The sequence below is a fragment of the Butyrivibrio sp. ob235 genome (genome assembly GCF_900109475.1).
Lineage (GTDB): Bacteria > Bacillota > Clostridia > Lachnospirales > Lachnospiraceae > Butyrivibrio.
This window is the reverse complement of the sequence record NZ_FOBE01000004.1, coordinates 172,701-188,700: the sequence shown is the minus strand read 5'-3', so window position 1 is coordinate 188,700 and position 16,000 is coordinate 172,701. Positions and strand designations below refer to the sequence as shown.

Genomic DNA, 16,000 nt, shown 5'->3' with positions numbered 1-16,000 from the left:
TTCCTCAATGTCCTGTTTTTTATCACCAATGTCCTGTTTTGCTTTCTCAATGTCCTGTTTTTCGAAATATCCACTGATATGCATATTTCTGTTATGCAGTTCATTATGCTCACCAAGTAAAAGATTTCGCATAAATGATTCCAAATACTCCGTAGTAGCATGTACTCCCTTTGAATAATCGTTGTAATTTGCCCTTACAAGCGCATTTCTAAAGTACCATGCATTCTCAGCAAATATTTCGTTAGTAACATCAAATCCCATTGTCCTCAGATATTTGATAAAGAAAACAGCGGTTGTTCTTGTATTCCCCTCCCCAAAAGCATGTATTTGCCATAGGTTAGCGACGAATCTCGAAAGATGTCTGATATCATCTCTGATATTATCATAAGAATACTCATATTCCTTTTCGGTCTGTAGATCATACTCAAGTGTAGCTTTCAAATCCAAGGCATTACCATAATGTACAGATGCTCCATCCAGTACCCATTCTTTTTTAGAAATATTATAGTCCCTGATTTTTCCGGCATGGTCATATATTCCTTCAAAAAGTCTCTTATGAATACCAAGATACTGGGGCAGTGAAAAAGTGAATGCATCATCAGACAATATAGCTGCTATTCTTGCTGATACGCAGTCGGCCTCTTTTGTCCTATCAGTATCCCTTGAATTTGATGTCTCATAATAACTCTCAATGAGCTTCTCTGCTTCTGAGATGGTTATTTTTCCTTCAATATTATTTTGCGCGGTATCTTTAAGATAGTCTGAAGTCTTAAGTCCATCAACAGCCTGAAGTCCGACAGCTGTATACCAGGCATAACCAAGTTTTTTCTTATCCGGTTCAACATGCCTTATATATTCCTCAAAAGGATCTCTTTTTATATCCTCACCCATCGATAATATCTATCTCCCATCTGTTTCATTTAAGAAAATTATACAGATGAATCTGTCTTTTGTCATTGAAACCGAAAAGTCATTTTTATATGAATATGTTCACATTTTATTCTGTTACCTCTATCACTTCATACACATCATCTTCCTTAAGAACCAGCTTGTGATCCAAGAATTTCTCAACATCAAACCAGTTCTTCTTATCTGCATCCGCTGTGTATTTGAAATTTGGATGCTGCGTAAGGTCGTATTTGTCTGACAGAAACGGTCTTACTCCCCTCACCTGCACGATACATTTGGAACCATCCATAACTGCAAGCTCATCTATGCTCATAAGATCATGTCCAAGCTTCTGGTAGTTCATGTTGTAGCTCTGCGATGTACCGCGGGATTCACCGGTGTTGTACATATCGATGGTTTCCTTGCCAAGAAGGGCATTCAGATCCTTAAGAGTTGACTGCTCAGTACCACCTAGGAATATCTGCGAATCACAGTTAGCACAGATTGTCTCTGCGTTATCCTTGTATATTGCCTTAAGCTGTGACTTTGCCTGAAGTACCAGCGCTGCTGATATCTCACGGCTTCTGATAGTCGCCATGAGTTTCTCCAGGTTAGGGATCTGACCAATATTCGCTGCCTCATCTATAAGGCAGCGGACATGAACCGGCAGTCTTCCATGATATACGTCATCCGCCTTTTCACATAAGATATTGAAAAGCTGTGAATAGATCATCGACACCATGAAGTTAAACGTTGGGTCCGTATCTGACATGATAAGGAACAGAATTGTCTTCTTATCTCCTATCGTATCAAGCTCCAGCTCATCATATTCCATGATCTCCCTGACCTGCGGAATATCAAAAGGAGCAAGTCTCGCACCGCAGCTCACAAGGATGGATTTCGCGGTCTTGCCTGCTGCAAGGCGATATTTTGCATACTGCCTTACCGCAAAGTGATCCGGATTTTTCTCGGCAAGTTTTTCAAACAAGATATCCACTGCATTTTTAAATGATTCATCATCTTCCCTTATCTCCATGGAATTGATCATCTCAACAAGAGTGTTGAAATTCCTCTCCTCTTCAGGAGCCTCATAATATATGAGACCGATAAGTGCTGTATACAGCAGTTTTTCTGCCTTCTCCCAAAACGGATCTCCGGGAGTTCCTTCACCCTTCGTATTTGCCATGAGGGTTGTCACGAGCTTTAATATGTCCGTCTCAGAATGGATATATTCAAACGGATTGTATCTCATGCTCTTTTTGAAATTGATGGTATTGAACACCTTTATCCTGTACCCTGCCTTCACAAAGGCATTACCAACTTCCCCGATCAGCGTTCCCTTAGGATCTGTTAAAACATAAGAACTATGCATCTGGAGAAGATTTGGTTTTATAAAAAAACGTGTCTTACCTGAACCGGAACCACCGACAACAAGTACATTTTTATTTCTTGCATACTTCGGTTCCTTTGGTCTGCTGCTCATGGTGATTCGCTCTGTCTGCGACAAGATGACATTGTTCTCAAAAGCAGGATCCTCATAAGGTTCTATGTCCTCATGTTTTCCCCACCTTGCTGAGCCGTATTCGATATTGTGCCGAAAGTGCTTTGCGTTCTTGCCCTTCAGATAAACTGCAAGTCTAAGTGCCGCTCCGCAGGCAGCTCCTACAGCTATATCAAACAGATTAAAGCTGGGAAGGATATCTGAAAAAGCTTTCGCAAATCCACCATATAAGATAAGGCTCTGCATCCTTTCTGAAAAGCTGCTTCCAGAAGATAGTCTCCAGGCTTCTCCCAGATTAGTTGCAAACAGTCCTACAAGTACATAGGGAATGTTCAGGATAATCTTCTTTTTTAGTTTTTTGTTCATCTGACATTCTCCTTGTATTTCTCCTTCACCCTGCGGGGCTGCATGGCTATCTTTTCCTTAATCTTCCTTAGCTGCTCCAGGATTCTTGGCTTTTCTTTCTTTTCACGTTTCACCATTTTGGCGGAGTATTCCTTTACAACTGCAGTAATAGCATCAATATCCTTCGCCTTGAAAAAGCATGTATACTTCGGTGGATCTGCAGTCTTGTCTTTCACAATCGCATAATCCACTCCATACTTATTTGCTATCTTCTTGAAAGTCCGCATGCTCTCTCCGCCGACCTCCATACTTGAAGCTCCCTGTCCCTGCTTTATTAGCTGCTTTACTGTCTGCTTACCTTCTTTTGGCAGCATCCTTTTTTCACGCCTATGCCTCAGAAATGATTTGAGTCCACGCCAGAGTGTCACTGCGGACACTCTTCCTACCCTGAACGCCAGATGCACACTCTTTTCTGATACTTCATCATTCATATCTTACCTCTCATGCTGCGTTCTTAACTTCTGTTTTTCTGCATAATGCCCTGTGTTCATTCATGATCTTTGCCATACAGGGGAAACAAAAGGCATGCCCTTCTCCATATGGGCACGGCGTTTTGCAGTTATGAGGTTTCAGTCCACTCACAGGTATGGGATCCCTCGTTCCACAAAACTGTTTACCACCGCTGTATTTGTCCCTGTTATATGCATCAGACATTTCCTTTTTCCTCCCATATTCTTCAAAGATTTCTGTTAAAAAAGCTCCAGACCGGTATTTCACCAGCCCAGAGCTAATTTTTTATAGTTCAATATCAGAGAGATGCATCTCCCTTTGATTTGGTAACAGCTTCTACTGCTTTATTTGCAGGCTGCTTTGATGCCTGCTCCTTTGCCGACTTAAGCTCACCAAGAAGTGATTTCTTGTCACCGGCCTCAGCTTCTTTTGCTTCCCTTGCAGCCTGACGCTCTACAAACTTCTCACCAAGCTCAAAGATCTTTTCCTTTGAATCATAGTGATAAACGTTGTCTGTGAGCTGATCTGCAGGATCTACTGTTGTGGCATTGACCTCCTTAACCATGTTTTCCAGGCTCTTAAGATCGAAGTTTCCATTGTCCGGAATAATCAGCACTTCATGAATGCTGCTTGGCAAAATGAAAAAGTCACCATTAACCCTTTCTGAAGCCTTATCCATGAAATCCTGATATGCAAGAACACCAGCGCCATGCACATTTCCCTCAACAGAAGCAACAAACATCTGCTCCTGCTCAGGTGGAATGTTAAGACCAAGCATCTCAAGATCCTCAACACCCATCTGCTTAGCAAGGACTTCACCCATGCCCTGGATCACAAGAGGTCTGATCTCCGGTGCATTTTTCACAGCGTCCTCATGAAGCTGCTCAGGTGTCACTCCATAATTATCAAGCATCTGATTTGTAACAAGGATCGTACCTGAACCCTGGTCCGTATCACCGAGAACAAAACGATAAACAACTGCCATGTCCTCCATATCCTTATGCGGAACTGTCTCAAGGATTTCTGCATTCTTCTCAGCAGAAACAACCTCCATGGCAAGTGTCCCCTTCATCGTGTCATAGTCCTTGAAGGTCTCCAGGTCAAAAGCCATCTTATGTTCGAGCGCATTCTCTGCAACATCAGCTGCACCACTTACAATGTCATCGTATGTCTTTCCGCTATCCAGCTCCTTATAGAGTGCTGTTGCATTAAGATTCACACCGATGATACTGTCCTCAGGTTTTACTGTGAGTGCCTCATATGTCTCATTCATTTTATCCACTGTGTGATTCTCAACTGAGAAATCACTGCCTGTTCTTAATTCAAGTGTCTCTTTCACATCCTTAGCAAGATTCTCTTTAAATGTCTCAAAGTCCATGTTATTTTCAACTCCTTTTTAAACGATTGTATTCAGGGCAAAAAGAAAGCGCTGTTCCGGTACGTCTGCCGGAAGCTAGCGCTTCAAACAATAATTATTTTCTTGCAAGAAAAATGCACCTTGCGGTGCGGGATTTCGTATCTCACATCTCTTGGTGCATTATAACAATATCATGTTCAAAAACAGATTGGAAGTCACAAAGCATTACAAATCATTACATCTAAGCCACTTCGCATTACAAATCATTACATTCAGCATCATCCTCTTCGAAATATGGCTGAAGAATTTCCATAATTTCTTTGTTCCGCTCAAGAAGATTGTAAATACCATCCTCTGATAAAACACCTCTCTTAAGATCCTCCGGATAAAGCCCCTGCTCATCTGCCTCATAGTCTTTTCGCCATTGCCTGCTCCCGTAATAGCTTGCAAGGTTCTGGATATCATCCTGCATATGCTGAAGGTCAAATATGGTCGCCTCAAGGGTATTAAGAGTTTCATTAGCCTTTTGATAGACAGCTTCCATCTTGTTCAGATTTGGCGGAACATTATCCTTCTTCAAACGTTTTGCAAAATGATTTTTCTTATGTTCATATCTTTCCGCAGCATTCTCAGGGTATAAGAGAATCCCTCTGCTATTCAGAAGTTCCGTGACTCTCTTATGCGCCTCATCATCTGAAAATCCTTCCTCCATCTGATCCTTATAAATCGCATACATCAGATTAGTACATTTAGCCTTAGCTCTCTGCTTAAGATCTCTGTATTTTTTTACTCTAGGTGGATGTTTCTTTTTACTCATATACTTATTTTCCTGCTACTAATTCTGAATTTCTATTTCCACATACTCTTTTAATGCCGCATGCTCACGGCGATACAGCCCATAATCAGCAATATTGTTATCGTGAAACTTTTCATAATCACCAAACATATCTAATGCTTCATCTACCGGCATCCACACTGAAGTATATCCAGCACGTTCTTCTGCCTCTGTAAGATGCTGTTTACCCGTATCTTCTATCAGTTCACAAACAAAGTAGTGATTGATATGGTTCCAGTCATCAAAGAGCTCATCAATATCCAGATAATTGTCTACTGCGCGGACAACCATTCCAGTCTCTTCAAAGAGCTCCCTTTCACAACATTCAGCATAACTCTCGTCACCTTCAACTCCGCCACCGGGAATTATATACTTGTTACCCTTAGTTTCATAGCTCAGTAATACCTTGCCATCCTTAACTACGATTCCCCTGCAGGCATGTCTTAAGTTTGCCACATAGCCTAAATAATCATCATTTTTCAATTGAATTGTTTTCATGTATCCTCCAGGTTGATATCTACAAGAATTTTCTGTAACACATTTCCTCTGCCCCCAACGCAGACTGCTTATACTCGGTAGCTTCGAATCCCATGTGTTCATAAAAGGCTCTGGCAAGTTTATTATCAGTAAATACCCACAGGATCACCTCTTTATATCCATCACTTGCAATATCAGTAAGCACACTCTCCATCATCTGCTTACCATAGCCCTTATGCCGGTTTTCAGGCAGGCTATGTATAGCTATCAATTCTGCTTTCCCATCAAACACTTCATCCCTGGCTGCATCCCAATATGCTAGACAATGCGGCTTTTCATCAACAAAAAGCAGATATCCGTTTCCCCTATCATTATCCAGAAGGTTCCTATACATTGAAGTTGCTTTATTTATATCTGTGCATTTTCTAAGCATATCAGAATCAACTATCTCTTTAAATGCTGTTTTCCAGCTCTCAGTTTGGATAAACGCCAAGGTTGATTCGTCGCCCTGCTGTACTCTACGAATTCTTACTCCCATTTTTTAACCTCATGAAATCCTCTGAAGAATCCCAGCGACATCCACTCCGGGATGAGTAAGGTACATCCTGCAGATACTTTCTGCTAATTCCTCAGAAATCTTTAATTTCTTTGCTATTTCCTGATATGTTTTACCACTGTCTGTCAGGCTCATTGCCTTGGAGATGATCCTGTCTATATTTTTAGGAAGTTTTGTCTCCTTATCCTGGATATCTATTACAACTTTTTTGAATTCGATATCTCCTGTTTCCTTTATCTCCAGCAAAGCATAAGATACTTCCTGTTCAGGTTTTCTCTTCCCGCAGCATCCGGGATTAAGCCAATACCGTCCATCCTTCTGGACGAGGCTATATTTATGACTATGCCCATATATGACAACCGCCACATCCTCGCCAATAGAATCTATCTTCCCTTTATTATGGATAACAAATATCTTCTTTCCACAGGCTTCTAAAGTTGCTGTTTCAGGAAGATACTCTGCCCATTCCTTATCTGCATTTCCCCTGACAACTGTAACAGGAGCTATCTCCTCAAGCCTTTCAATAACATTCTTATTATCAATGTCTCCTGCATGAATGATGTGGTCCACATTATGAAAACCATCTATTACTTCCTGCCGCAAAAGTCCATGTGTATCTGATAGAATTCCTATTAGCATAACCCGGTACTCCTTGGAAATATATCTATGACTAATTATGCCTCTCCCCAAACAAAAACATATATCTACTATAGCAAAAAAAATTGCCTCTGGGCAGAATTTCTCTACTACCTATTGGCAATTTTTAATCTATTTTTCGTATTCTTTCTTTTATATTTATCGAACTGATTATTTGCAGAGATTCAAATCATACCTCAAAGCGTAACATCTCTTCTTTCGTCAAAGGTCTACCCAACTGCTTGGAATACGCAATTGCCGCTCTCAGATCATATTTTTTCCCATCAGAAGACTCTGTTAATCTCCCATCCTTCATTTCTTCTCCGAAGCTATAATATTCATTTTTGATATTATCGTCACTCTTGATTTCTTTCATTTACATTTCCCACAGTCCACTCTTTACGAGGATGCACAACGTCTATATGATATCCTAGCTTATGCTATGCGCTGATTTATGATACAAGTAACTCTACCAGCTTATCATTTATACTCTCAGCCACATAGCCCAATCCCATAACGATAGCAACACCAACGAAAGAGGCAAAACCAAATCCAAATGCTACTATAAACTCCGCCCACTGATGATGCATTCCCGTATTGATCAATATCACAAGAATAAGAAAAATAAATAATCCCCATACGAAACTTCCAAGTTTAGCCAATATGGTGGCCAATGCCACAATAAAGCTAAACAGTAAGAAGAAAATCAGTACAAAAGGTTTATATATGCATTTCAGTAAAAACATTTTCTACCTCTCTTTCCGAAGAATCTGTCCATCACACAGTTCCATAGGCCATATCATGATTTACCTCTGCCTGAATACTTGCATCCATAGTGCTTGGTGCATTAAACAGAGCTGCTAACAGGTATTTTTTAACATTTCTGGGCTTCTCAGTGTTCTTACTCCAGGAATCCATTATGTACTCGATATGCATGTAATTCAGCTTAAGGAACTTTGCCTTAACAAAATTTGTCGAATACTCATTACTTGCAACAACAATCGTTTCACTCTTACACAACACTGTCTCAAGAATCAGATCATAGAGTCCCTGTATGAAAGCCTTATCGTATGGATAACGCTCAAGAAGCATATCCAAATCAATATTTTCACGAACTATTTCTGCATATCCCATCTCATCCTCATCACATCCATTTTCCGATCCGACAACTGATAAGGTCTGATTAGATTTAGTATTAATATTATTAGTATTATTAATCTTGTTATTATTAGTGTTTGAAAAATAAACCACCCCCTGATTGTTTTTCGGGGCAGGGTCATTTGAAAAATCAACCGGGCGGTTTGAAAAATCAACTGGGTCGTTTGAAAAATAAACTGGTTCATCTGAGTCATTAGGCATTTGTGGTCCATCTATAGCCTCCTTACAGCCTTCTATCAACTCCGATATTGGTTCCTGTTCTTTTTCCAAAGTTTGTTTTTCAAACTCTTGTCCATTTTTAGGAATGAAATTTTTGACATAAATCTTAAGTCCCCTCCCGGGAATTAACACCTTGTCGATGAGTCCTATTGCATCAAGATTTTTCAAAATTTCACCTGCCTTGTTTTTCTTACAGCGTGCAAACTCCATTATTGTATCTATTGAACAGTGTACATAAGCACGTCCAAGCTCATCATACCAGCCATTTTTCAGAGATAAATTCATCCTATCCAAGAGAAGCGAGTATACAACTGCCTCTTCAAAACCAACTATATCTCTGTATACAGGATCGAAAAATAATGCCTTAGGCATCCTGATAAAATTGAACTGATCTGATTCCGGTCCATAAAAATAATTTAAATCTAACCTGTTAGCCACGAAATTACCCTCCCAACTATGTGTTTAAAAATTTAAAATCCAAATTCCTAGTCTTTATGTTCTTCATGCCATTTTTCCAACAAACCCACGATAACCATTTCCCTTTGCTTGGCACCAAAGTGAGGCGGAAAGTATTTATCAAGTTTCTTTTCAGAGAGAGTTACTTTACCGGATATCTTTTTCTCTGGCAGAGCATTATTCATGATTTCTATCATGACCCTCTGACTGATGTTTTCTACATTATTAGTTTGTTTAAGTGCTTCAATCTGCTGAGTTTTAAGGAATCCGTTGTCCTTAACATACTCGTAAATCCATCCCTGTAGTTCCTTGTCAAAGTGAGAAATATCAACAGCCATATTCAAGCCAATTTTCTTTACATCAACCAAATCGAGCAATTGAGGGATAAGCTCTGTCAGGCTTAAATATTTCTGTACTTGCCGACCACTAATACCCGCTTCTTTACCAATCTGACTTCTTGCCCTTAATGCTTCATTTGCGCTGCCTTCTGACTTAGGGAACCCAGTTCCCGATGTCATATTATCTTTATTCGACTTAGGGAACTCGGTTCCCGATGTTAGATTATCCACACTTAACTTAGGGAACTCAGTTCCACAAGTTAAATCATTTCTTTTCCCTTGGCGCTTAAGCACATCAAACTTCATCTTTAGTGCAAACGCTCTCTCACTTGGCAGGATCTCTTCTCTTTGAACATTACTATCAACCATCGCAATTACAGCATCATCATCCGACATTTCCTTAACCACAGAAGGTATTGCTTTAAGTCCTGCCAGCTTCGCCGCATGCATTCTTCTGTGACCTGAGATCATCTCGTAACCACCTGATCCATCCGGTCTAAGTAAAACCGGTGTAAGCACACCATTAACTGATATGCTTTTCACTAAATCTGTCATACGGTCGTCATCCAGCACCTTAAAAGGATGATTGTTAAATGGATGTATTTTCTTAATCTCAATCTCTTCTGTAACATCTTTTGCAATAGGAGCACCAAGCAGCTCCTCAACTGATTCAAAATGAATTTTTTCTCTCTTAGCAGCCATATGGTCCTCCTTATGAATTTTTGATAACAACTTCTGTAAGTGAAGCATAAGCACTGGCAACTTTACCTTTGGGATCATATTCAAAGATGCTCTTACTCATTGCAGATGTTTCAGATGCTCTGATAGAAAGCGGGATAGTAATAGGAAATACCGGAATTGATTTTCCGTAAACCTCATTTACCTCAGCCACAATCTCCTTTGCATAATTTGTACGATTATCTACCATTGTGAGAAGGATGCCCTCAATCTCAAGTTTTGAGTTAAGTCTGCGTTTTACTGTGTAGATTGTCTTAATCAGTGCCTGGAGTCCTTTTACAGGCAGGAACGCACTTTGTACTGGAATAAGAACTGAATCTGCACAAGCCAGCGCATTAACTGTCATAACACCAAGTGATGGCATACAGTCGATTATTACGTAGCTGTACTTTTCCTTAATCCTATTCACGTAATCGCTAAGAACAAGCTCTCTGCTCATAACATTCACAAGTGAAACCTCCGCTGCTGAAAGACTTATGTTTGAAGGAAGCAGGTCGATATTCTCACCGTGATGAATTATTGCAAAATCCTCAGGAATATCTTCTTCATTTATGAGCCTCTCGATAATATCAACAATTGTCACATCCAGTTTGTCCGGCTCTGTCTGTCCTAAACATATTGAAAGACTGGCCTGAGGATCCGCATCAATAACAAGAACCTTTTCACCGAGATTTGCCAGTCCAGCCGCCAGATTCACTGTAGTAGTTGTTTTTCCTACACCGCCTTTTTGATTTGCGATAGCTATGACCTTACCCATTACTCTTTTCCTCCTTCGCTCTTTTTTCAAATTTCTTAAGCAGTTCGTCCTCATCACCCTCGATGAGCTTGTCTACCTGCTTGTAGTGCTGTCTCAGATATTCCTCAAATATCTCTCTTTTTATCAGAACCTTTTTTCCGACCTTATATACAGCACCCGACGCCCACGCCATTCTGATCATTGGCTTCTCACCTATTCCGTAATATTCACCCGCAATTTTATAGCTTACAAAAATCCTATGCGCGAACATTATATCTTCATCATCAAGATACTGTGAGAATTTCCAGATGCATCCACTCATATTTCGCGTCCTCCGGTCCTAGTCATCTTCGGAGGCTGATGAAATCTTTCAAGATATGCCTCAAAAATCTCTATGTTTATAAGGACATACCCATCAACTCTGTAAAGTGCACCTGCTTTATCTGCAAGCTGTAAAAGCTTTTTGTGCTGAATACCATAGACATACTCTGCTTCCTTGTACCTTATGTACTTTCTTCGAAGCATCTTCGCCTGATTTCTTATTTCCTGCTTACTCTCAATATCCTTATACTGCTCAATTTCGTAATCCATCATCGTAAATAGCCTCCTACTGTTTTTGAATCCTTTCCAACATACTGGAATGATTCAATATACTCGCTCATAATCTTCCTGTTTATCAGGACCATGCTTCTCACTTTTCTTTTAGCTCCGCATTCCTCAGCAAGCTTATCAATAGTGTCATCTCCAATCTGAAAGAAATAAGATGCATCCTCACGTCTGATGTATTCCGGTAGTCCTTCGTACTTTTGTCTCTTTGGTGTTGCCATGTTCTTTTCCTCCTTATCTGTCCTTTTCATCCACATAAACGCATGACTCAAAAAAATCCTTCATCATCTGATAATTGATCAGAACCATATTTTTGACTTTTCTTAATGCGCCAATTTCTCCCGCTATTTTCTTGATCGTATCCTGATTCATAGGGAATACTTTTTCTGCATCAATCAGTCTCAAATATTCTGGTTTGTCGTATCGATACCTTTTTTGTGTTGCCATTTGCATCTACCTCCGTTTCTTTTGGATGATTCCCGCAGATAACGAAGCATGACCTGAACATGAAACAAAAAAAGAGCCACTCCTGAAATTACATTCAAGAATGACTCTCAATTTACATTATTTTCTATTTTGAATTCACGCCAATATCATTTTGATCAGCTCAAAAAACCCTTATAGAAATCGACTGATTTCGACATTTCTGCTACATTTTTGCTGTCAGACCTCTTTTCCGACCTTGCAAACATGCATGAATACTGGGCTTTACTTGTCGAGTGACTTAAGTGTCGGGAAGAGCAAAACTTCTCTTATGTTAGCACTGTTCGTGAGAAGCATACACAATCTATCGATACCATAACCGATACCACCCGTCGGAGGCATGCCGATCTCAAGTGCGTTAAGGAAGTCCTCATCTGTGTGCTCTGCTTCGTCGTCGCCTGCTGCCGCATTGGCATCCTGTGCTGCGAAACGCTCTCTCTGGTCGATAGGATCATTAAGCTCTGAGTATGCGTTGCACATCTCCCATGTGTTGATGAAGAGCTCGAAACGCTCTACCTTCTCAGGATCTGAGGGCTTCTTCTTTGTAAGAGGTGAAATTGCGATAGGATGATCCATGATAAATGTAGGCTGGATCAGCTTCTCCTCGCAGAACTCCTCGAAGAAGAGGTTGATGATGTCGCCCTTGGTGTGGCGATCCTCAAACTCAACGTGGTGCTCCTTAGCGATAGCCTTAGCTTCCTCATCTGTCTTAACAGCATCGAAGTCAACGCCTGCATACTTCTTGATGGCATCGTTCATTGTGAGGCGCTCGAAGGGCTTACCAAGGTCGATGATGTGATCACCATAAGGAACCTGTGTTGTGCCGCATACCTTCTCAGCAAGGTATCTGAACATGCTCTCTGTGAGCTCCATCATTCCTTCATAATCTGTATATGCCTGATACAGCTCCATAAGTGTGAACTCAGGGTTGTGTCTTGTATCTGTACCTTCATTTCTGAATACGCGGCCGATCTCGTATACTCTCTCAAGACCACCAACGATAAGTCTCTTAAGGTAAAGCTCAAGTGAGATACGAAGCTTTCTCTCCTCATCAAGTGCATTGTAATGAGTAAGGAAAGGTCTTGCTGCAGCACCACCTGCATTCTCAACCAGCATAGGTGTCTCAACTTCCATGAAGTCTCTTGCTGACAGGAAGTTACGAATCTCCTGGATTATCTGAGATCTCTTGATGAATGTATCCTTAACCTCTTCGTTCATGATAAGGTCTACGTATCTTTGTCTGAAACGGATCTCTGTATCTGTAAGACCGTGGAACTTCTCCGGAAGAGGCTGAAGTGACTTTGATAAAAGTGTCAGCTCCTTAACATGAACAGAAATCTCGCCTGTCTTGGTTCTGAATGCGAATCCCTTAACACCTATGATATCGCCGATGTCCATCTTCTTGAAGGCAGCGTAGCTCTCTTCTCCAAGATCATTTCTTGAAACATAAAGCTGCATGCGTCCTGACTTATCCTGAAGGTTAGCAAAAGATGCCTTACCCATTACACGCTTGCTCATCATACGACCTGCAAGAGATACAACCTTCTCTGCGGGGATCTCTGAAAGCTCAGGAGTGATCTGCTTACCCTCTGCGTCTGTCTCGGGAACAACCTCTAATGTCTCGAAGTTGTCTCTGATCTCCTGTGCGTGATGTGTCTGATCATACTTTACAATCTGAAAAGGATCCTTGCCCTCTGCCTGAAGGTTTGCAAGCTTCTCACGGCGAACCTTCTTGAGCTGGTTAATGTCTTCTGTCTTCTGCTGATTCTTTTGCTGATTCTGATTCTCTGCCACTTTTTCTCCTCTTTCCTATAAAAAGTAATGGGGGTAAAAAAATCACCCCCGCTCTTAAGTATCTGTTATTTCTTATTTACGAACGATCTCAAGAACCTTGTACTTGAAGTCACCCATCTGTGTCTCAACGGTAACTTCCTCGCCAACCTTAGCTCCGATAAGAGCCTTACCTACAGGTGATTCGTTACTGATCTTGCCCTTAAGGCTGTTAGCCTCTGATGAACCAACGATGCTGTACTGCACCTCTTCACCTGCCTCGATGTCAAGAAGCTTTACCTTGGCACCAACGCTGACCTTACCGAGATCAACATCCTCATCAACTACAACTTCTGCATTCTTGAGGATCTTCTCAAGCTCCTCGATACGAGCCTCGATGTCGCGCTGCTCATCCTTGGCTGCATCGTACTCAGCGTTCTCTGAAAGATCTCCCTGCTCACGAGCTTCCTTGATTCTCTCAGCAACCTCTGCTCTCTTTACAACCTTGAGATCATGGAGCTCATCCTCGTAAGCCTTGAGTCCTTCATAGGTTAATAAGTTCTTCTTTTCTTCCATTTTATATATATCCTTTCTATAAAAATAGAATTTTGCACGCATGTCCTGCACTGCAAATAAATTGTGTCAATGTTATATGTGTTTACAATCCATAGAATTATATATGAATAATGGTATAAAGTCAAAATTTTATTATTTTCTTATTGCTCTATGTATTATAACTCAATCCTTTATTCCGAAAACCACGGCGCAAGCGGCTTTGAGAGAATCCATATCCTCCATGGTATTTATGAGCGCTCTGAATTTTGCAGAGCCCGGAAGTCCGGTGGTATACCAGGATACATGCTTTCTCATCTCTCTTATTCCGATGTATTCGCCCTTGTACTTGAGCTGAAGATCCGCATGCCTTATCACCATCTCATACATCTGCTGCATTGTTGGGCGTTCCGATATCTCTCCTTTTTCCAGATAAGCTATCACCTCTCTGAAAATCCAGGGATTCCCCTCGGCAGCTCTTGCTATCATAACGCCGTCGCAGCCGGTTTCCTGCATAAGGGCCTTCGCACTGGCGCCGTCTTTGACATCTCCGTTTCCTATTACAGGAATTCTGACTGCCTCCTTGACCTTTCTGATTATGGACCAGTCGGCTTCCCCGCTGTAATACTGCTCCCTGGTTCTGCCGTGAACTGCTATTGCCGCGGCGCCACCCTGTTCTGCTGCCTGTGCACACTCCACAGCATTTACGCTTGATTCATTGAAGCCCTTCCTTATTTTCACAGTGACCGGTCTGTCTGTCTCAGCTACCATCGCTCTCACGATTTTTTCTATAAGCTCAGGATTTTTCATAAGGGCTGAGCCCTCTCCGTTACCAACGACCTTAGGCACCGGGCATCCCATGTTCACATCCAGAATGTCATAGGGCTTATCCGCTATCATTCTTGTAGCCTCCGCCATAACCTCCGGCTCACTTCCGAAAAGCTGCAGCGATACGGGCCTCTCCTCCGGATGAATCTCCATCATGTTATTGGTGTTGCGGTTGCGGTAGGTAATCGCCTTGGCGCTCACCATCTCCATACACACAAGTCCCGCTCCGTTTTCATGGCAGAGCAGACGAAATGGCAGGTCTGATACACCTGCCATAGGTCCGAGTATTATATTATTTTTCAGCTCCACATCTCCTATTCTCAAGGGATGCAGGTAATCGTTATATCTTATTCCTTCACTATTAAAACCACTCGAAGGCCTGTACATTTCTTATTTCCTTCCAATCACTGCGGAATTTCTACTATTAACAATTGACCACAGTTTACTCTTCTTCACTTAATATATCACTCATGTCTTCATGCAGAATCATCGCTCTGTAGTACATCTGCAGTGCCTCGAAAAGATCCTGCCTCTGTCTTCTGACCTCGCCGATAAGAAGTCCCGCACTTACCTCATCATAAGTGATATCCTCCTCACTTCTCGTGGTCTCCATGGTGATCATTCCGTCATCCTCGAATTCTATTGTGAAAATTCCACCGGCTTCCTGTGCAAACAGGACGCTTATGATGTGGAGTTCCTTCTGGATACTCTCGGGGATCTTTTTGAAAAGCGGATTAAAGTAATACTTCATCTCGTACGCGTTTGCTCCGCAAAGGATGATCCTTCCTCCCGCGGATACGCTTCCAAGTGATCCGTCCTCGGTCACAACCTGGATGTCGGAAACCTCTTCACCTGTTTCGGCATTTGTAATTTTTCCTGTTTCCTTATTTATGATAAGGCGTCTGCCTTTTGTTTTATCGGCATTCAAAGTATCGGAATGAAGTTTCTCCTCATCACCGGGGCGCGCCTCGTCGTTGTATATGTTTCTTGTTTCTTTTTCGTCTTTCATGT

At 41.5% G+C, this 16,000-nt stretch carries 22 protein-coding genes; all 22 read right to left on the bottom strand.

What is annotated here, in order from left to right:
* Positions 1-891, bottom strand: an 891-nt coding sequence (locus tag BMW61_RS05805) for a Fic family protein (protein ID WP_242876639.1), incomplete at its 3' end; no start/stop codon positions are given.
* A 106-nt stretch (positions 892-997) separates the two neighbouring features.
* Positions 998-2,755 (bottom strand): VirD4-like conjugal transfer protein, CD1115 family, encoded by a 1,758-nt coding sequence (locus BMW61_RS05800; protein ID WP_091820284.1) that lies wholly within the window; start codon positions 2,753-2,755, stop codon positions 998-1,000.
* A complete protein-coding gene (locus BMW61_RS05795; RefSeq protein WP_091820282.1) occupies positions 2,752-3,225 on the bottom strand; it encodes a PcfB family protein in 474 nt (157 codons plus the stop codon). Before BMW61_RS05795 ends, BMW61_RS05800 begins: the two co-directional genes overlap by 4 nt.
* Positions 3,226-3,235: 10 nt before the next feature.
* Complete coding sequence (locus BMW61_RS05790; RefSeq protein WP_026528644.1) at positions 3,236-3,448, bottom strand: hypothetical protein; 213 nt, start codon at positions 3,446-3,448, stop codon at positions 3,236-3,238.
* Between the two features lie 94 nt (positions 3,449-3,542).
* Positions 3,543-4,622 carry a DUF5688 family protein gene (locus BMW61_RS05785; protein ID WP_091820281.1) on the bottom strand — a complete coding sequence of 360 codons (1,080 nt, stop codon included), beginning with the start codon at positions 4,620-4,622 and terminating at the stop codon, positions 3,543-3,545.
* Between the two features lie 235 nt (positions 4,623-4,857).
* Positions 4,858-5,418, bottom strand: a complete 561-nt coding sequence (locus tag BMW61_RS22405; protein ID WP_242876637.1) for a DUF4298 domain-containing protein — start codon at positions 5,416-5,418, stop codon at positions 4,858-4,860.
* An 18-nt stretch (positions 5,419-5,436) separates the two neighbouring features.
* Positions 5,437-5,934 carry an NUDIX hydrolase gene (locus BMW61_RS05775; RefSeq protein WP_026528290.1) on the bottom strand — a complete coding sequence of 166 codons (498 nt, stop codon included), beginning with the start codon at positions 5,932-5,934 and terminating at the stop codon, positions 5,437-5,439.
* Positions 5,935-5,953: 19 nt separating this feature from the next.
* The gene (locus tag BMW61_RS05770) at positions 5,954-6,451 is read right to left on the bottom strand and encodes a GNAT family N-acetyltransferase (RefSeq protein WP_026528291.1); all 498 of its coding nucleotides are present in this window, start codon (positions 6,449-6,451) and stop codon (positions 5,954-5,956) included.
* A 9-nt stretch (positions 6,452-6,460) separates the two neighbouring features.
* On the bottom strand, positions 6,461-7,108 hold the full coding sequence (locus BMW61_RS05765; protein WP_091820280.1) for a metallophosphoesterase family protein: 648 nt from the start codon (positions 7,106-7,108) through the stop codon (positions 6,461-6,463).
* Between the two features lie 187 nt (positions 7,109-7,295).
* Positions 7,296-7,481 carry a hypothetical protein gene (locus tag BMW61_RS05760; RefSeq protein ID WP_091820278.1) on the bottom strand — a complete coding sequence of 62 codons (186 nt, stop codon included), beginning with the start codon at positions 7,479-7,481 and terminating at the stop codon, positions 7,296-7,298.
* Positions 7,482-7,557: 76 nt separating this feature from the next.
* Positions 7,558-7,851 carry a hypothetical protein gene (locus BMW61_RS05755; RefSeq protein WP_091820277.1) on the bottom strand — a complete coding sequence of 98 codons (294 nt, stop codon included), beginning with the start codon at positions 7,849-7,851 and terminating at the stop codon, positions 7,558-7,560.
* A 31-nt stretch (positions 7,852-7,882) separates the two neighbouring features.
* On the bottom strand, positions 7,883-8,920 hold the full coding sequence (locus BMW61_RS05750) for a DUF6017 domain-containing protein (protein WP_242876636.1): 1,038 nt from the start codon (positions 8,918-8,920) through the stop codon (positions 7,883-7,885).
* Between the two features lie 47 nt (positions 8,921-8,967).
* Entirely contained in the window at positions 8,968-9,978 is a 1,011-nt protein-coding gene (locus BMW61_RS05745) for a ParB/RepB/Spo0J family partition protein (RefSeq protein WP_091820275.1), read from the bottom strand.
* A gap of 10 nt (positions 9,979-9,988) precedes the next feature.
* Entirely contained in the window at positions 9,989-10,771 is a 783-nt protein-coding gene (locus tag BMW61_RS05740) for a ParA family protein (protein WP_026528295.1), read from the bottom strand.
* Positions 10,764-11,072: an excisionase gene (locus BMW61_RS05735; RefSeq protein WP_026528296.1), complete on the bottom strand. Its 309-nt coding sequence runs from the start codon at positions 11,070-11,072 to the stop codon at positions 10,764-10,766. The genes BMW61_RS05740 and BMW61_RS05735 overlap by 8 nt, the downstream gene beginning before the upstream one ends.
* Positions 11,069-11,344, bottom strand: a complete 276-nt coding sequence (locus tag BMW61_RS05730; RefSeq protein WP_330363282.1) for a DUF6462 family protein — start codon at positions 11,342-11,344, stop codon at positions 11,069-11,071. Before BMW61_RS05730 ends, BMW61_RS05735 begins: the two co-directional genes overlap by 4 nt.
* Positions 11,341-11,577 carry a DUF6462 family protein gene (locus BMW61_RS05725; RefSeq protein ID WP_026528298.1) on the bottom strand — a complete coding sequence of 79 codons (237 nt, stop codon included), beginning with the start codon at positions 11,575-11,577 and terminating at the stop codon, positions 11,341-11,343. Before BMW61_RS05725 ends, BMW61_RS05730 begins: the two co-directional genes overlap by 4 nt.
* Positions 11,578-11,590: 13 nt before the next feature.
* Positions 11,591-11,803 carry a DUF6462 family protein gene (locus BMW61_RS05720; RefSeq protein WP_022763309.1) on the bottom strand — a complete coding sequence of 71 codons (213 nt, stop codon included), beginning with the start codon at positions 11,801-11,803 and terminating at the stop codon, positions 11,591-11,593.
* 261 nt (positions 11,804-12,064) lie between these two features.
* Positions 12,065-13,633, bottom strand: a complete 1,569-nt coding sequence (gene lysS, locus BMW61_RS05715) for a lysine--tRNA ligase (protein ID WP_091820274.1) — start codon at positions 13,631-13,633, stop codon at positions 12,065-12,067.
* 72 nt (positions 13,634-13,705) lie between these two features.
* Positions 13,706-14,185 (bottom strand): transcription elongation factor GreA, encoded by a 480-nt coding sequence (gene greA, locus BMW61_RS05710; RefSeq protein WP_026499091.1) that lies wholly within the window; start codon positions 14,183-14,185, stop codon positions 13,706-13,708.
* A 162-nt stretch (positions 14,186-14,347) separates the two neighbouring features.
* A complete protein-coding gene (dusB, locus tag BMW61_RS05705) occupies positions 14,348-15,376 on the bottom strand; it encodes a tRNA dihydrouridine synthase DusB (RefSeq protein ID WP_091820272.1) in 1,029 nt (342 codons plus the stop codon).
* Positions 15,377-15,431: 55 nt separating this feature from the next.
* Positions 15,432-15,998 carry a DUF6145 family protein gene (locus tag BMW61_RS22400; RefSeq protein WP_242876634.1) on the bottom strand — a complete coding sequence of 189 codons (567 nt, stop codon included), beginning with the start codon at positions 15,996-15,998 and terminating at the stop codon, positions 15,432-15,434.
* Positions 15,999-16,000: the final 2 nt, after the last annotated feature.